The organism is Bradyrhizobium sp. 33ap4 (assembly GCF_032654765.1).
In the GTDB taxonomy this organism is placed as follows: domain Bacteria; phylum Pseudomonadota; class Alphaproteobacteria; order Rhizobiales; family Xanthobacteraceae; genus Bradyrhizobium; species Bradyrhizobium australafricanum.
In genome coordinates this window covers 1-16634 of the sequence record NZ_JAUMTJ010000104.1, presented here as the reverse complement: position 1 = coordinate 16634, position 16634 = coordinate 1, and the positions used below count along the sequence as shown (strand labels likewise).

15 protein-coding genes and 1 pseudogene are annotated in these 16634 nt (G+C 60.1%); 12 read left to right on the top strand and 4 right to left on the bottom strand.

Annotated features, from left to right (window positions below; translation table 11 throughout):
• Window positions 1-189: 189 nt before the first annotated feature.
• On the bottom strand, window positions 190-1272 hold the full coding sequence (locus Q2M23_RS41670; RefSeq protein ID WP_253641053.1) for an ROK family transcriptional regulator: 1083 nt from the start codon (window positions 1270-1272) through the stop codon (window positions 190-192).
• 48 nt (window positions 1273-1320) lie between these two features.
• Window positions 1321-1986, bottom strand: coding sequence for an SGNH/GDSL hydrolase family protein (locus Q2M23_RS41665; protein WP_200844587.1), 666 nt, complete (start codon window positions 1984-1986; stop codon window positions 1321-1323).
• A 322-nt stretch (window positions 1987-2308) separates the two neighbouring features.
• Here Q2M23_RS41665 and Q2M23_RS41660 point away from each other — a divergent pair, with 322 nt between their 5' ends.
• From Q2M23_RS41660 to Q2M23_RS41605, 12 genes are all read left to right on the top strand, one after another.
• Window positions 2309-3382: an ABC transporter substrate-binding protein gene (locus Q2M23_RS41660; protein ID WP_168856804.1), complete on the top strand. Its 1074-nt coding sequence runs from the start codon at window positions 2309-2311 to the stop codon at window positions 3380-3382.
• Window positions 3383-3461: 79 nt separating this feature from the next.
• On the top strand, window positions 3462-4958 hold the full coding sequence (locus Q2M23_RS41655; protein WP_316399201.1) for a sugar ABC transporter ATP-binding protein: 1497 nt from the start codon (window positions 3462-3464) through the stop codon (window positions 4956-4958).
• Window positions 4959-4991: 33 nt separating this feature from the next.
• On the top strand, window positions 4992-5915 hold the full coding sequence (locus Q2M23_RS41650; RefSeq protein WP_246786836.1) for an ABC transporter permease: 924 nt from the start codon (window positions 4992-4994) through the stop codon (window positions 5913-5915).
• 3 nt (window positions 5916-5918) lie between these two features.
• The gene (locus tag Q2M23_RS41645) at window positions 5919-6866 is read left to right on the top strand and encodes an ABC transporter permease (protein ID WP_316399198.1); all 948 of its coding nucleotides are present in this window, start codon (window positions 5919-5921) and stop codon (window positions 6864-6866) included.
• Between the two features lie 7 nt (window positions 6867-6873).
• A complete protein-coding gene (locus Q2M23_RS41640) occupies window positions 6874-7557 on the top strand; it encodes an SGNH/GDSL hydrolase family protein (protein ID WP_316399197.1) in 684 nt (227 codons plus the stop codon).
• A gap of 419 nt (window positions 7558-7976) precedes the next feature.
• Window positions 7977-8888 (top strand): helix-turn-helix domain-containing protein, encoded by a 912-nt coding sequence (locus Q2M23_RS41635; RefSeq protein ID WP_316399195.1) that lies wholly within the window; start codon window positions 7977-7979, stop codon window positions 8886-8888.
• A 468-nt stretch (window positions 8889-9356) separates the two neighbouring features.
• Window positions 9357-9647 carry a heme-binding protein gene (locus tag Q2M23_RS44320; protein WP_410469837.1) on the top strand — a complete coding sequence of 97 codons (291 nt, stop codon included), beginning with the start codon at window positions 9357-9359 and terminating at the stop codon, window positions 9645-9647.
• A gap of 10 nt (window positions 9648-9657) precedes the next feature.
• A complete protein-coding gene (locus tag Q2M23_RS41625) occupies window positions 9658-10707 on the top strand; it encodes an alpha/beta fold hydrolase (RefSeq protein ID WP_316399192.1) in 1050 nt (349 codons plus the stop codon).
• A gap of 18 nt (window positions 10708-10725) precedes the next feature.
• Entirely contained in the window at window positions 10726-11601 is an 876-nt protein-coding gene (locus tag Q2M23_RS41620; RefSeq protein ID WP_316399190.1) for an ABC transporter ATP-binding protein, read from the top strand.
• Between the two features lie 113 nt (window positions 11602-11714).
• The gene (locus Q2M23_RS41615; protein ID WP_316399188.1) at window positions 11715-12428 is read left to right on the top strand and encodes an ABC transporter permease; all 714 of its coding nucleotides are present in this window, start codon (window positions 11715-11717) and stop codon (window positions 12426-12428) included.
• A 76-nt stretch (window positions 12429-12504) separates the two neighbouring features.
• Window positions 12505-13671, top strand: coding sequence for an ABC transporter substrate-binding protein (locus Q2M23_RS41610; RefSeq protein WP_316399187.1), 1167 nt, complete (start codon window positions 12505-12507; stop codon window positions 13669-13671).
• 162 nt (window positions 13672-13833) lie between these two features.
• Entirely contained in the window at window positions 13834-15450 is a 1617-nt protein-coding gene (locus tag Q2M23_RS41605; protein ID WP_316399186.1) for a dihydroxyacetone kinase subunit DhaK, read from the top strand.
• A gap of 19 nt (window positions 15451-15469) precedes the next feature.
• On the opposite strand, the pseudogene Q2M23_RS41600 reads toward Q2M23_RS41605, so the two are convergent.
• Together Q2M23_RS41600 and Q2M23_RS41595 are read right to left on the bottom strand one after the other, a co-directional pair.
• A pseudogene (locus tag Q2M23_RS41600) lies at window positions 15470-15604 on the bottom strand (nitroreductase family protein); the annotation flags it as partial.
• Between the two features lie 483 nt (window positions 15605-16087).
• A complete protein-coding gene (locus Q2M23_RS41595) occupies window positions 16088-16555 on the bottom strand; it encodes a hypothetical protein (protein ID WP_316399200.1) in 468 nt (155 codons plus the stop codon).
• Window positions 16556-16634: the final 79 nt, after the last annotated feature.

Here is a 16634-nt window from a genome sequence, read left to right as displayed (position 1 = left end):
TTCCTGCAAAATCGAATACTACATCAAGACCAATTCTGCTTATTTCTCAAGTCAATCCGCATTCTTCACGGACGACGCGGTAGCGCGCTGGCGATGCGAGCATAGGGTGTCTAAGCCACGGCTTTGATCTGCGCCAGGAGTTGAACACCACGCGATCCTTACGCAGGTAAGAGATCGGTATGACGCTCCCTACTGCACCATAAAGCGCGAGTGGTATGGCAAATTGGCTGCGCCGACAGCCTTTGGCGCGACAGAGTTCGCTCCGTAGAGGAAATTCACCTCAGGGACCTCCTCATGAAGCTGGGAGCACAGGGCTTCTCCGAGTTTCGGTGGTGCGTAGCTCGAGACGACCACGGAGTTGAAACTGACAAAGCTCAGGAGGGAGCGAACTGATCCGACGAACTGGCGACAGCATAGGCGGCGCCATTCGGCGTAGTACTCCGCGGCAGCCTTCGGCAGGGTTTTGGATCCGATGTCATTGAGCACGAGCCCATGCCGCTTCAATTCCTCTCGCAAACGCTGCAGTCCGACGTCGTGGCTCATGCCGAATCTCCCCCTGTGAATCTGATAGTTCAGGACTAGGCGGCTATGCAGGTGAGAGCCCAGATAGAAGAAGAGAAAATCGGGCAGGGAGCGCGCCACGCCGAACAGGCTTTCCCCGCCCGCAGCCGCCGTAATATCATCCTGGATGTACACGGAAAGATTGAGGGTACTCTCGATGCTGGCTTGCAGATCTACCAGATCGCTCCCCAAGAGATCTCTCACGTGGTGTGGTGAGCCCGCCTCGTTTGGAGCCGCCAGTCCAATGCCAGCAACCCGGGTGCGGTACGAGGACGGAAGGGCCTGTAGAGCCTCCTCGATCTTTACAGCGAGCACGCCAGTTCCACGCAAGGCGGAGTATGGATGGGCGGCGTGGTGTTGAACCTGTCCGATGAAATCGATGATGGCAATGTCGGTCTCGCTCTCGCCGAAGCTCACACCGATCGAGAAGGCTCCTTTTGGATTGAGCGAGAGGGGAATGGTCGGCGGGCCGACCCGACCACGCTGCGCCTCCCCTTTCGAGACGAGACCTTCCTGCTCCAGTGAACGCACGATGACGGATACTGTCTGCGCGGAAAGGCCGGTCTTTTCTCCGATTTCGAGACGTGAAATTCCGGCGCTCTGCAGCAGCAATGAGAGCACAAGTCGTTCATTGTAGCTTCTCACGCTGGGCGCATTCAGGCCGCTCGCCCGGTCTGCGATCCGCAGCGGGTTTGGTGGCGCAAATCGCATGTCAGGCAAGGAACTGCTCCTCTCAGAAGAACTCAGGCAGGGATTTGCTCAGCGCTGAGAATCACCAGCCGGCCATCCGATCGCATCGATCTCCTGCGCCAGCGCTACCCCAAGTGCGCGATGCGCGCCGGCGTTGAGATGAAATCCGTCTGCTTCATCGCATTGGCATACCGTCCCTGCGTTGAAAAAATGCACGCCCAGGGAATCCGCCATGATTTCGAATTCAAGGCCGAGCTGTCGTGACTTCTCCGGTCCCCCCGCAAAGATTGATTTCCACTCCTTGATGTCATCTAGCATAGGGGGAGGGGCGACGATCATGATCTCGGGCACGCTTCCACCCGGCCCTGGCGCCAATTCTCGTATGTCGTAGATCAAACATCCCATTCCCATTGCGACCTCCGAAGGTGGCTTGTTGAATCGCACCTTGAGGTCATTGGTGCCGAGCATGATGATCACGAGATCGAGGATCGTGTGGCTTTGGATGCACGGGCGTAGATACGTCCGACCGTTCTTGTGAGTGCCCTCGATGGGGTCGTCATGAACGGTCGTCCGTCCGCTCAACCCCTCTTCGATGACGTACCATCTCGACCCAAGTTCGGCCTGAAGCACACCCGGCCATCGGGTGGCGCGATCGTAGCGTTCGAGCGGCCCGCGCCCCGGTATTTGGCCGTGAGTATTGGAATCGCCGAAACATAGAACCGAACGCACCCGCATGGTCCTGAATCTCCGTGCTTTTTCGGTCCTACATTGTCCTCACCACCGAAAGTGTGCAATAAATCAATTGATCATTCAATCTGAATAACTATTGACAAACGACGTTTCACTATGCACTCGTAAGCTGGCGGCGGACTGAAAGCCCGTCAGCATTGGGAGTAGAACACCAAGAGGCAGCTCTTCGTCGACAGGAGCCGATCCATCGACTTGAATGGATCTGACAACGTCGTCCTGCGATGTCGCGGGAAGGCGCGCGCCGGCCTGCGCTCTGCTTCCCTCTACTGAAAAGAATTGCGCATCGCGTGCGGTGAAGGAGGGATTCATGCACCAAGGATTGAGATTAGTCGCAGGGCTGATCGCTGCGACGTTGGTCAGTTGGACGGAAGCTCGCGCACAGGAAGTGAATCTGATGCAGGGTGTCATGCCGCGGCCAGGCGATGAGCGCGTCACGGCGCCGAATCAGTTCAAAAAGGACGGTCCATGGAAGATCGGCATGAGCCATTTCGGCGTCAATGCCAACACCTGGACAGTCCAGATGGCACACGACGCGGAAGCGGCCGCCAAGCTCGACAAAAGAGTCGGTCAATTCATTCTTCTGGACGCCAATATAAGCCAAGCCAAGCAGGTCGCCGATATCGAAGATCTAATCGCGCAGAAGGTCGACGCGATCATCGTGACGCCGCTGACGCCGACCTCTGCCGATGCCGGCATTGAAAAAGCGGTCGCCGCCGGCATCCCCGTCATCGTGCACACCGGTCTTACCGAGACTGACAAGTACACCGTCGATATCCAGGGAGGGGGGGTCCACTTCGGAAAGGTGATGGGGGACTTCCTTGTCAAGCAACTCGGTGGCAAGGGAAATATCTGGGTCCTGCGTGGACTGCCGGCGCACCCCGAGGACATCAACCGCTACAAGGGCCTTCTGGAATCGATCAAAGGTACTGACGTCAAGATCATCGCGGAAGATGCCGGCAAGTGGCAATATGACGTCGGCAAGCAGGTGTGCGAGACCCTTTATCTGAACAATCCGAAGGTCGACGGTATCTGGTCATCGGGTGCCGATATGACCCGCGCCTGTGTCGATGTCTTCCAGCAGTATGGCGCGAAGATTCCGCCAATCACGGGCGAGGGCAACAACGGCTTTTTCGCCCGTTGGATCGAGCTCGGCTTCCCTTCCATCTCGCCGGAGTATGGACCGGAACAGGGGGCGGCTGGCGTGCGCGCCGTGGTCGCTTTGCTTGAGGGCAAGCAACTCCACAAGCGGTACATCTATGAGCCCGAAGGCTGGGATCTGGAGAAAGCCAAGAAATTCTACCGCAAAGATCTGAGCGCGAACGTCTGGTTTCCGACCAGCCTGACGGAGCAAGATCTGCAGAGGTACTACGGCAAGCGCTGATCTTTGCCGGTGTCGGCGCTCATTCTTGTGCGCCGGCACCCACCTTCCATCAATACAAGCATTGGATCGAAGCGTGACCATACAACCGCTTGTCCAGATGACATCGATCTCGAAGTCCTTTGGGGGCATTGCCGCGCTCGAGAACGTCGATTTTCAACTGCTTCCCGGATCGGTTCATGCGCTCATGGGCGAAAACGGAGCCGGCAAGTCGACCCTCATGAAGGTCTTGGCAGGCGTCGTTCAGCCTGATGCCGGCATGATTCGGAAGAATGGTCACATCGTCCGCTTTGCCTCACCTCGTGAGGCGCTCGATGCCGGAGTATCGACGGTGTTCCAGGAGCACTCGCTGCTTCCCAATCTGTCGATTGCCGAGAATATGTATCTTGGCAAGGAGCCGGTCACGAAGTTCGGCACGACCGACACGGCCCGCATGGAGCGGCAGGCGAAAGACATCCTGCGTGAGCTCGGCCTGGATCTTGATCCGGCGACGCTCGTCGGAAATCTTACGATCGCGGAGCGACAATTTGTCGAGATCGCGCGTGGCATCTCGGCACGCGCCGACGTGGTCATTCTCGACGAGCCGACGGCCGCGCTCAACGCCGCCGATGTCGAGGTTCTCAATGCTCAGATTCTCGCGCTCAAGAAGGAGCAGAAGGCGGTCGTCTACATTTCTCACCGCATGGAGGAAATCTTCAAGATCTGCGACACGATCACCGTGCTGAAGGATGGTCGGAATGTCGATGCCGTGCCGGTATCGTCGATCACCCCCAAGCAACTGATCGCGATGATGGTGGGGCGGGAGCTGAGTGAGTTGTTCCCGCCGAAGCCGGATCGGACGGACGGGGAGGTCGTTCTTTCGATCGATGGCCTGCGATTGACGCCGGAGGCGACGCCCTCTTCAATCGTGCTCCGGCGCGGCGAGATCGTCGCGCTTGCGGGCCTGGAGGGACAAGGGCAGCGTGAGCTTGTCAGATCGCTCATCGGACAATATGCGCCCCACGGTGGCAAGGTGGCCGTCAGGGGGCGGGAGTTTGCCCTGCCGCTCTCGGAAGAGCTAGGCATTCGAGAGATGCAGGCGCTGGGCCTCGGCTTTGTGCCCGAGGACAGAAAGCTCGAAGGACTGTTTCTTGACCTCTCGCTGGCGCACAATCTCACCATCGGTCTGCACAGCCGGCATTTCGAGCTGAAGCCGGCCGCGGCTCATCGCGAGGTGATCGCGAACTCGATGAAGAACCTATCCATAAAGGCCGCAAGACCGTCCCTTCCGGTCAACGCGCTCTCGGGCGGAAATCAGCAAAAGGTTTTGCTGGGGCGATATCTGGCCTTGGGCGCCGACATACTGATCATCGAGGAGCCGACCCGTGGCGTCGACGTTGGCGCGAAGGCCGAGATTTACAGGCTACTTCGCGACTACGCGAACGCTGGCGGCTCGGTCGTCGTCCTCTCGCGGGAGACCCTGGAGCTGATCGGGCTTTGTGACCGCCTCTACGTGATCCACGACAAGCATGTGGTGACCGAAATGCCGGCCAGATCGGCGACCGAGCATGCCATTCTCGAAGCTGCCCTGCGTGGTTGAGCGGACACGATAGTGATGAGCCACCTTGGTCGCATGTTTCTCGGCGCAAATTCCCGGCACGGGTTGTGGACCGTTCCGCTGGTCGCGGCGCTGGCCTGTTGTGCGGGCCTGACCCTCTCGACGGCCGAGTTCGCGAGCTCGCAGAACATTCTCAACTTGGTCGCACAAGCAGCGCCACTCATCCTCGTGAGCATAGGACAGATGATCGTGATCCTCGTCAGAGGGCTCGATCTGTCGGTCGGCTCCGTCGTCAGCCTGACGACGGGAATTCTGTCGCTCAATGCTCCGGCCTATGTTTCGGTGCCCGCCGTCATCCTCGCGGCCGTGGCGATCGGGCTCCTGAACGGAATTTCAGTCACCTCGTTCAGGGTGCATCCGATCATCGCGACCCTCTCGATGACCGGCATCGTGCAGGGCGTCGCGATGTTTGTGCGCCCCTCTGCCGGCGGTGCAGTGCCATCGGAGATTCTGTTCCTCGTGAGCGGTAAGGTTTTCGGCATCTACATGCCTGTCCTATGGGTTGCTGCCGCAATCCTGGTCGCCTGGAAGGTGGTGCACGGCTCCCGCTTCGGCTTGCACCTCTTTGCGATTGGTGGAGGTGAAACGGCTGGCACCTTCGGCATCGCCGAGCAGCGCAATGTCGTCGCGGCATACGTCCTGAGTTCCTGTTTCGCCGCGGTCGCCGGGATCTTCCTGGCGGGCCGCATCGTTTCGGGCGACCCAAACATCGGGGCACAATATGCGGTGGATTCAATCACGGCCGTTGCGCTTGGCGGCACCCAGCTTGCCGGGGGGATCGGCAGCCTTCACGGCACCGTCGTCGGCTGTGCGCTTCTTGCCGTCATTGCGAACGGCATGAACCTGCTCAATGTCTCTGCCTTCATACAGACCATCGTGAAGGGGCTGATACTGCTTGCCGTCATCTCGCTTCAGCCCCGCAAGACGATTGGACTGTAGGTTATGCAGCGACTTTACAGCCTGTCTCGTGTGACGTTGCGGATGCCGCCTTCCTACATCGTTGTTGCGGTGCTCCTCGTCACCTTGTGGATGATGCGGCCCAATCTGATGAATGTCGCGATCCTCGGCACGTTCGCCCGTCAGGTCGTGCCGCTCGGCATCGTCGTTCTGGGGCAACTGCTCGTCATCTCCTCACGCTCCATCGATCTGTCCGCCGGCGGAGTCATTCTGCTTGTCAATTACTTGATTTCTTCCTGCCTCCTTTACGACCGGCCGATTCTCCAGGTCATTCCTCTCTGCCTTGCTGTCGGACTTTCGGTCGGGCTTTTGAACGGGCTTCTCGTCGGCAAGCGAAGAGCTTCCGCCGTCATCGTGACGCTTGCGGTGAACATCGTTCTGATTGGACTGGTCGAATATCTCGCGAACGGGAAGCCGCCGGGGGACGTCCCGGACCAGTTCCGCCAGCTCTATAATGTGCGGCTCGGGACGCTGCCGGCTCCGGTCATCTTCTGGTTCGTGCTTGCCGGGCTGATGAGCGCGTTTCTCAGAAGGTCGGTGTTTGGGCGATTCGTCTGGTCGATCGGTAGCAATCCGGTCTCCGCGCATTTTTCGGGCGTCCCGGTCGAACGCACGGTCGTGCTAGCGCACGCGATCTCGGGACTCATGTCTGCCGTGGCTGCGCTGGTCCAGACATCCTCGATAGCCGTCGGAAGCGTGCGGTTCGGACCTGAACTCGTCATGAACTCGATCGCGGCAACGATTCTGGGCGGCGTGGTCTTCGGCCGACCCGCGCAAGTCTGGGGACCATTCGTCGGCGTGCTCTGCTTCGCTCTCTTGTTCGTGGTCATGACGACCATGGGCGTTCAGGAGCCCGGCAAGCTCATTGTCCAGGGGCTCATCATTCTTCTCGCCGCCGTCTTCTATGGCGTTCGTTCCAAATCAAACTCGTGAGGGACCGATGACGAAACGTATCCTGTGCTTTGGAGACTCGCTTACCTGGGGATGGGTTGCCGTCCCGGAGGGCTCGCCGACGACGCGTTTTCCCTATGCGGAGCGGTGGACGGGAGCCATGGCGGCGAAACTCGGACCGGACTATGAAATCATCGAGGAGGGCTTGAGCGCACGCACGACGTCGCTCGATGATCCAGCGGATCCACGGCTGAACGGGTCGGCCTATCTTCCATCCGCCATTGCAAGTCATCTTCCGCTGGATCTCGTCATCCTCATGCTCGGGACCAACGATACGAAGAGCTATTTTCGCCGCACCCCTTACGAAATCGCGGTCGGTATGTCCAAGCTGGCGGGGCAGGTGCTCACCTCGGGCGGCGGAGTAGGAACGGTGTATCCCGCGCCCAAAGTGCTCATCGTTTCGCCGCCCCCACTCGCCGATTTGCCGGACCCGTGGTTTCAGGGAATGTTCGAAGGTGGTCGCGAGAAGACGGTTGAACTCGCCAAGCAGTACAGATCACTAGCGGCTTTCCTGAAGGTCGATTTCCTCGATGCCGGGAGCGTGATCTCGACCGATGGAGTGGATGGCATTCATTTCACTGCCAAAAACAATGCTGACCTTGGAACGGCGCTCGCGGAAAAAGTGGCGGACATCTTTTCCGTCATCCAGAAGCGCGAGATGGTGTTGACGTAGTCCGCGTCAACGAGGGCATGCTGCCTTCAGCCCGCTGCGATGGCCGCTTTTGCGAATTGCGCCGCGCCACTGCCGCGTGCGCTCCGTTGTCCCGCATGGGACGTTCCTCCCTGGACTGGTCATGGACGCCATGACCGAGCCCGCTCCTCTTGCGAGGAGCGGGCTTTTTTTGGGGCCAGCCGAGGCCGTGACAAGGTGGTCCTACCTTCAAAGAGATCGTGAACCTCGCTTATTCTTCGCCCCACGAGAAGCTAGGACAAAAACGACACTATCGATCCTGCACTGGCCGATCCGGATTTGACTTAGAAGGGGGGTGGCATAAGATCGAAGGAAGAGCATCTTGTCGCCCGGTGCCCATCTCCCGTAAATTTCGCCAGCCGTACGCCCGCGAGATGGGAAGTCGAAACAGGGAGGAGTTGTTGGGCGCGCAAAGCCATGAAGCGTGGCATATCCCAACCTTTGCAGACGATTTCCGCGAGGATGTCTTTGTAAAGCAGCGGAAGCTGCGCACCCGGCTTCTTGATTGTGGTGCGATCCGCAACGCCCATGCGCGCGATCTGGCCGCCCACATGCTTCTGTATCTTGATGACCTGTCGGGCTGCTGGTCGATTGCGACCAGCTGGCTGCGGGCCGAGCTTCGATGTCAGCGTGTCGACACCGGCTTCGGAATGCGCGAGGCGAGGGACTATTTCCCGGGCTTCGCGGAAGCAAAAGACGCGAACTACGACGTTCCCTCGTTCGGCGGCAAAGCCGTCGATAATCGGGATGCCGCGATGCAAGCGATGTGGCTGGATCCCCACCCGGTGATCTTTGCCGATATCAAGCAGGATAGCCGCATCACGATGCGACTGCGGCAAAGGCTTGCGGGAGCCCGGACGAAGTCGAAGTTCGCCTGGGCGCTTCGGACCGGACGCGGCAGCTACGGCCTGATCTGCGCCGACTGGACTGAACATTTTGCCCCCTGGGAATCTGGCCTGTACGACTGTTTCGAGCAGACGGTGGTCGATGTCCTCAACCCGATCGTGGCCGTTGCCAAGGAGATTGCCGATCGAGATCCGGTGAGCCGGAATGGAGAGGCGCAGGGTGGCTATCCACTGACCTTGTCCATGGGCCTTTCGGCGCCGGCCTGGCTGGCAGCTCTTACGCAATCAGAAATCGAGGTTGCCACGCTGGTCGCGAAGGGCATGAGCTACAAGGAAATCGCCAGGGTTCGCCGCAGGTCCTTTTCCACGATCGATCATCAGCTCAGAAGCATCCGGCAGAAGACCGGCGTTTCAAGCACCTCCGCCCTGGTCAGCCTGCTTGCGCGGACCGAGTTGCCGCCGGTCTGAAGCACCGCGGGAGCAGCGCCGACGAAGGTCGCATTCGTGACATCGCGGAGCGAACGCCTCTCCTGACGAAAACCGGCAATTCCATGATGTTGGATCGACGAAGCCATGCTTCGCCGATTCCGATTGGTATCGCGAACCTTCGCGATAGATGGCCCCACGCGTCGCTTGGTAGACCCGTATTGCACGCGAAGCGTCGTGCCGCGCTGAATCATCCTGGACGGATGGTCTTGCGAAGGGGGGAGGCGAGATGACCAGACAAATGCTTGCGGCAGCAATGCTCATGGCTTGCTTGCCAACGCTCAGCGTGGCCGAGGGCTCAAAGAGCAAGCCGATACTTACCTATAACGCGGCTGAAGCGATGATTGCAGCCTGTTTCGCTGCGCAGGCGGCCGCCGGATACGCGAAGGTGAATGTCGTCGTGGTTGACGACGGGGGGCGGCTGATTGCCGCCGCGCGACAGGATGGGGCCTGCAAGGCCTGCAGGACATTGCGCAGAACAAGGCGATCACGTCGTCGCTGTATGCTGCACCGACCCGGACCTTTGCCGACCTGTCTTTTGGTGTGAAGCGCGATGGCGTGAACGCCGGATTGCCGGGTGCGGCCTTTGTCCCTGGCCTTGTGGCGTTTGCAGGCGGCCTGCCCATAAAGACCGCGACAGGCGATGTCGTCGGCGGGATCGGTGTCAGTGGCGGCAGCGAGGATCAGGACGAAAGCTGCGCGCAAGCAGGCCTCAACGCAGTGTCGAAAAGCCTGAACTGAGAGCGGCGCCATGATCAACAACCCGTTCTACGGCCCCGAGACGCAGGGCAATTTCAAGCTCTACGATCTCGGCAACCTGATCCTGGAAAGCGGCGAAACCCTCCGCGGAGCAAAGCTTGCCTACCGTACCTTCGGGAGGCTGAACGCAAGGAAATCCAACGCCATTCTGGTGACGACCTGGTTCTCCGGAACCGGCAAGGTGATGGAGGACGTATATGTCGGCCAGAGCCACGCGCTTGATCCGGACCGGTACTTCATTGTCATCGTGGATCAGCTTGGCAGCGGCGTGTCATCGTCGCCGCAGAACACGCCCGCGCCACAGGCGATGGCGAAGTTTCCGATGCTTGCCATTGGCGACGATGTCCGCGCCCAGCACCGGATGTTGACAGACCTGTTCGGCATCGAACGGCTCGCGCTTGTGGTCGGTGGGTCGATGGGCGGGCAACAGGTTTATGAATGGGCTGTCGCCTATCCGATGATGGTTGAACGGGCAGCGCCGATTGCTGCGACGGCCCGCATTTCGCTGCACCAGCAGGTTTTTGTCGAAACCCTGAAGGAGGCGATCACGTCGGATCCCTGCTGGAACGGCGGCTGGTACGCCTCGGGCGTCGTTGTGCGCGAGGGCATGGACCGGATGGCGCGGATCGTCGCGACACTCGCCTGGTCCACGCAGTTCTACCAAGAGGAGCGGTGGCGCAGCATAATTGGCATGTCGTCGCTTGACGATTTCATCAACGGTGTGATGAAGGCCTATTTCGAGCCGATGGATCCCAATGTCCTGTTGTGTGAGATGCACAAGTGGCAACTGGCCGACGTATCGCGGCACACCGCGGGTGATCTCGCTCGAGCGCTGGCGCGGGTGAAGGCAAAGACAATGGTCATGCCGATCAGCCACGACAGTTTCTTTCCTCCGCAGGAATGCGAGGCCGACTATCGACTTGTCCCGCACGCTTTGTTTCGGGTGATCGACTCACCTGAAGGGCACATGGGCCTGAACGGATTCGAACCGCGATACATGGAGCAGGTTGATCGTTACTTGAACGAGCTGCTAGCCACCTGACGATTTCTACACTCAGTTTTGAATCTCCCCCGAGCGCCGTCGCTTCGGGGAACGGGCGGGCATGTCCCGATTACCGCGCCTGAGGACGCGTGCAAGATGCAACAGACCAAAGGCAAGGCGCTCAACGTCAGAGGCGCTACCAAGACCTACAGGACACAATCGGGCGAAGTCCATGCACTGAAGGACGTCGATCTGACCGTGCGGCAGGGCGAATTCATCGCCGTCGTTGGTCCTTCGGGTTGCGGCAAGACCACGCTGCTTTGGTCGATCGCGGGATTGCACAAGCTGACCTCAGGCGCCATCGCCCTTGGCGAGGAATGGATCACCGGCCCGCATCCAAGTATCGGCATGATGTTTCAGGAAGCGAATCTTCTGCCCTGGCGGACGATCCGCAAGAACATCGAGCTTCCGTTCGAGATTCGCCGAACACGCCCGGACGCAGCGCGGATCGATACGTTCCTGCAGCGGGTCGGGCTGGGTGGTTTCGGCGACAGGATGCCTCGTGAACTGTCGGGAGGGATGCAGCAGCGCGCGTCCATCGTGCGCGCGCTGGCCAGTGACCCCGCGGTCCTGTTGATGGACGAACCCTTCGGGGCGCTCGACGCCTTCACCCGTGACGAGATGAACAAGCTGGTGGAGGAGATCTGGCTCGAGTCCCGCAAGACGGTGATCCTGATCACCCATTCGATCGCAGAGGCGGTGTTTCTGGCCGACAAAGTCTACATCATGAGCGCGCGGCCGGGCCAAATCGCGCGAATGGTGGACATTCCGTTTCCGCGGCCGAGGTCTCTGGCCCTGATGGAATCGCGCGAGTTCTTCGACCTCGTAAACATGATCAAGCACGACATTCAGCACCAACGGCCGGCCACGCCAGCGGTCGTCATGGCAAGATGAGGGGTGCCACCATGAGCCAGACAACCCAGACCGGTGCCGGCATCGCGGGCGCAACGGGAATTGCCAGCGGGCTTGGTGACCAGGGAGCCAAGGAAGTCGCCGCGATCATCGCGGTGGCCCTGCTCGTCATCGGCGGAGGAGAGTTGCTGCTGCGTCTGTTCGAGGTGCCGCGATACATCCTGCCTGCCCCCTCGGCCATCGCCAGCGTGTTTTTCTCCCAGGAGATCTCGACTATCTGCGCACACTATTCCTTCACGCTGATCGAGCTCTTTGCTGGTTATGCCATCGGTGCGTCGATCGGGTTGCTCCTCGCTGCGGTCATTACGCAATTCCCGTTCGTGGAAAAAGTGATCACGCCCTACATCCTGCTGCTGGTGACCACGCCGATGCTGGCGCTCGTGCCGCTCTTGATCTTGAATTTCGGCTTCGGATTCACGCCGAGGATCATCGCTGTCTCTCTTGCGTCTGGTCCGATGGTGATGATCAACGCAGCCACCGGATTTCGGCGTGTCGATGCGATGAAGATTGCGCTGGCGCGATCCTGCGGGGCGTCGACCCTCCAGATCTTTACCAAGATCCGCATTCCGATGGCCATGCCGATGGTGATCGTTGGCCTGATGATCGGGGCGATCTTCGGCATGATCACCGCTGTCGGCGCCGAGATGTCGGGCGGTGGGTTCGGGCTTGGCAGCCGCCTGACGACTTATTCGTCAACGCTTCGCATGCCGGAGTTCTTTGCTTGCATCGTGATCCTCGCTGTCACCGGGATCACGATCTACGCCTTCTTTTTCTGGCTCGGAAAAAGGCTGGCCGGCTGGGAAAGCTGACTACAAACGGGCGAGACGCCGCGCGCGACCCGAGAAAGACAAACACTGCGGCCCAACCAACGAGGGAGGAGACCCTATGGCTCACCAAATGATGACACGTCGGCGGCTGCTGCAGGTCAGCGCCACCGGCCTTGTGACCACCACCGTTCTCGGCGGCGGCCTGCTGAACCCCGGCCCGGCCCAGGCCAAGCCCTACAAATCACCCTTCACCTGGATTTCGCCGCGCGGCACGATCGAGGTGATGGACGACTACCCTTACTGGGTGGCCAAGAAGATGGGCTACTTCGGTGACCTTGGGGTAGAGACCGGTATGGAGCCAGGCCCCTCAGACGGGACCGCGGTGGTGAAATTCCTGGCGGTGCAACAGGCCGACATCGGCTTTCCCTCGCCGGGCGTCCTGTCGTTCGCAGTCAACGTGGGGATGGACCTCGTCTCGGTCTTCGGCAGCGGTTGTCTCGATCTCTTCAACGTCGCTTTCCGCAAAGGCGAGGGAGTGAAGGATCTGAAACAGCTCGAAGGCAAGACCGTGCTTCTGGGGTCCGCCGCCTGGCAGTCGATCTGCGACCCAATGTTCGCCGCCGTCGGCGTCAATCCCAAGAAGATCACCTATGTCGAGGCGGGCTGGCCGACCTGGACAACTGCGCTTGCCGGCGGGCAGGGGCATGCCTGCCTCGCATGGGAGGGCCTAAGGGCTGATCTCGGCGCAAAGGGCCTCGATTTCGACTACTGGCTGGGCATGCGCGGCTCACCCCTGCCGTCGAATTCGTTGGTCGTGCGGAGGTCCGATCTCGAGGATCCCGATCGGCTGAAGTTCCTGAAGAAGTACCTGAAGGGCTGGGCGATGGGCAGCGAATTCGCCGACCGCAACCCGCGCGCCGCCGCAGATATCGTCTTCAAGGCGTTGCCGACGACCAAGGCAAACTACGGTCCGCGGGCAGGCACAGAAAGCCTCATGCAGATTCACCGCACCTTCAAGGGCAATATGGCGGCACGCGCGGGCTGGGGAGAGCACAACATTCCGGCCTGGGACAATTTCTTCAAGATACTGAAGGCCATCGGCCAGTCGAGTATCGACATCGATACCACCCGCTATGTCACCAATGAATTCATCGCTGGAGCGAATGAGTTCGACAAGGCGAAGGTTTATGCCGATGCTGACGCTTATGCACTGCCCAGTGACCTTGCGGCGATCGACATGGCCGACGTCGAGGCGAAATTCTACAACAACGTGATCAACGGATAGAACCAGCGACGCTGGCGGCGTGCGTACCGAAGCATGGCGCGATCCCGGTCACCTGAAGGACCAGGCACAGGCATCGGCCATGCCACCTCGCCGGGCACTCACCTCCCGATGCCCGGCGAGGAGTTGCATTCGACCTGATGCCCAAACCAAGAGACGATCAGAATGGCGCAGTTCATCAACTCCAAGGAACACATCGTTCAAGAGGCACTTGACGGCTTGGTTGCCGCTTCTGGCGGCCAGCTTGTCAGGTTGGACGGTTACCCATTCATACGCGTGATCGCCCGGTCGGATTGGGATCAGTCCCGCGTCGCCGTGATCTCCGGCGGCGGGTCCGGGCATGAGCCGGCACACGCCGGCTTTGTCGGCCCGGGCATGCTGACGGCGGCCGTATGTGGCGACGTCTTTGCCTCTCCGTCCGTTGACGCGGTGTTGGCAGGAATCCTGGCCATGACAGGAGCTGCCGGCTGTGTCCTCATCGTCAAGAATTACACCGGCGATCGCCTGAACTTCGGTCTTGCTGCTGAACGGGCACGAGCACTGGGCAGGAAGGTGGCCATGGTGATTGTCCAGGACGATATCGCCATCCCGGACATCAGCCGTCCTCGGGGTATCGCTGGAACGCTCTTCGTGCACAAGATCGCCGGAGCAGTGTCCGAGAGCGGAGGCGACCTCGAGGCCGTGACTGCGGCCGCGCGTCGCGCGGCCTCCAATGTCATGAGTATCGGGATGTCGTTGGACACTTGCACGGTGCCCGGTTCGCCCAAGGAAAACCGAATCCGGCCGGGAGAGATTGAACTGGGGCTTGGCATTCACGGCGAAGCTGGCGCTGCGAAGTTGCCCTATCTCGGTGCACGTCAGGCCATGGCTGACGCGGTCGCGAGACTTGTCCCAAGAATGAGCGGGAGCGGCTATGCGGCGCTTCTGAACAATCTCGGCTCTACGACAGCCCTTGAAATGTCGGTTCTTGCACAAGAATTGCGGCAGTCCGCGCTCGGCCCTGCGGTGTCCCATATCGTTGGTCCTGCCTCGATGATGACGGCCCTCGACATGCATGGCTTTTCGCTCACACTTTATTCGCTGAGCGCCGAGGACGAAAAACTGCTGACCACAGAAACGCCACTGCGTAGCTGGCCGGGGCTTCAGCCTTTCGTGGCGCCTTGCATCGTGCCCTTGCCCGATGGGTTGGCTCGCGTACGGCCAACGCCTTCCGCCGATCCTGCGACCGAGGAATTCCTCATCCGGTGCTGCAAGGCGCTGATCGCCGCCGAAGAGGATCTGAACGCGCTCGATGCCAGAGCAGGAGATGGCGATACCGGAACAACCCTTGCGAGCGCGGCGAGCGCCTTGATCCAAAACGTCGGTCAGCTTCCGCTGTCGGACCCCACGCAACTCTATCGCACGCTGGGGCAGGAGCTCAGCCAGACCATGGGGGGCTCGTCGGGTGTGCTGCTCGCGATCTTCTTCGCTGCGGCAGGCGATGCGGTATCAAGCGGCCACAGCTCGATCGACGCGCTCAAGGTTGGATTGGCCAGGATGCAGGAGGTGGGTGGCGCGCAACCGGGTGACAGGACCATGATCGACGCGCTACTGCCCGCCCTTGATGCCTTGCCGCAGGGGCTGAACGACGCAGCTCGCGCAGCAAGAGAGGGTGCGAACCTGACGGCCACCATGTCCAAGGCGCATGCTGGAAGAGCCGTCTACATCAGCGCGGAACGGTTGACAGGGCATGCTGACCCCGGGGCGGAGGCCGTTGCGAGATTGCTTGAGAGCTTGTGCTAAGTCGGCATTGAACGAGTTGCCAGGGCTGGGTGTTCATCGACAACAGAAAGGGCATCGCCAAACCAATGATTTCCGCAATCAGCGCCTTGGGTACTGGATCAGGTTTGTAACCGCGGATACTCCTGCGACCGCGGATAACATCGTCAAACTGCATCTGAGTGGTGGGATGGTGAAATTGTGCCGCGGATTTGCCCGACGTGTCGAGGTTTCGGTGCAAGCCGTCGGTTGCGGCGGGCCGCCGGCTACTTTGCATGGGGTTGTTTTCGATATTTGGCGGAAGCTGCGGCGGCGCCGACCGAACGGCTCTTCAGGCCGGTGCTCAAATCGTGGGTTTTGGTCTGGAAAGGTCGGGAATTCCAGATCTTTCAATGGGGATTGACTGACACTCTCTCCGCCATTTCTACGATCTCGTGCGCCGGTTTACGATCTTGTCCGATTTCGTGCGCCTTGAATTCGTTGTTCGTATCGGGATGCATGCCAAGGGCTAGCTATGACACTCCAAGGTCGCAACTCCGAATGCATCAATCGGAGGCAGGACGACAAAGCCTGGCCTTAGCACACGAACATGGCTCAGCTTGATAGGTCCAATGCTCGTTTAACTGCGCCCCGGGATATGTCTCTGGTAAAGCGAGCGCGCTCAGCTCTTCGAGCTAGAGCCCTTCAGCGCATTCCAAGCCGCTTGGTTGGCCCGATCGAACGCGTTGCGGGATTCCGCGAGCGCTGCGCTCAGCAATGACTCGCTGCCGGCCTGCTTTAGCTGCTGCAGACGCGCTTCCGCCTCTGATGCATCGGATTTCATCTGCTTGAGGGCTGCATCAAAGTCCCCGGTGTGGGTTGCGGCCACCTTGCCGGCCGCCTCACGGAACGTGTCTGCGGCCTCGCGCCAAGCCTTTGCCTGCGCGGCGGCGATGTCCTTGAAGGTCGCTTGCTGCTGTTCGAGCTGCTTGCCGGCGCTTTCGAAGTAGGTCTTCATCTGCGCCTCGAACCCGCTCCATTGCTTCTCGAGTTCTGTCCTGCTGCGTGCCCAGGCCGCTTCGCCGGCTTCGGTTTGCGCCTTGAGCTGCACCTGGAATTCGTCGCGGCGCTTCTTCAGATCGGCGATGATCTGCCAAGTCGGATCGTAGCCATGTCGTTCTGTGAGCCAAGGAGTTGAGTGTTATAGTTGTCTTCCTAAGACCGCTTGG

Coding starts and splice junctions, on each gene's coding strand:
- Q2M23_RS41605 (WP_316399186.1), top strand. CDS start 13,834: ATGGCGCAGTTCATCAACTCCAAGGAACACATCGTTCAAGAGGCACTT.
- Q2M23_RS41610 (WP_316399187.1), top strand. CDS start 12,505: ATGGCTCACCAAATGATGACACGTCGGCGGCTGCTGCAGGTCAGCGCC.
- Q2M23_RS41645 (WP_316399198.1), top strand. CDS start 5,919: ATGCAGCGACTTTACAGCCTGTCTCGTGTGACGTTGCGGATGCCGCCT.
- Q2M23_RS41665 (WP_200844587.1), bottom strand. CDS start 1,986: ATGCGGGTGCGTTCGGTTCTATGTTTCGGCGATTCCAATACTCACGGC.
- Q2M23_RS41625 (WP_316399192.1), top strand. CDS start 9,658: ATGATCAACAACCCGTTCTACGGCCCCGAGACGCAGGGCAATTTCAAG.
- Q2M23_RS41670 (WP_253641053.1), bottom strand. CDS start 1,272: ATGCGATTTGCGCCACCAAACCCGCTGCGGATCGCAGACCGGGCGAGC.
- Q2M23_RS41650 (WP_246786836.1), top strand. CDS start 4,992: ATGTTTCTCGGCGCAAATTCCCGGCACGGGTTGTGGACCGTTCCGCTG.
- Q2M23_RS41640 (WP_316399197.1), top strand. CDS start 6,874: ATGACGAAACGTATCCTGTGCTTTGGAGACTCGCTTACCTGGGGATGG.
- Q2M23_RS41660 (WP_168856804.1), top strand. CDS start 2,309: ATGCACCAAGGATTGAGATTAGTCGCAGGGCTGATCGCTGCGACGTTG.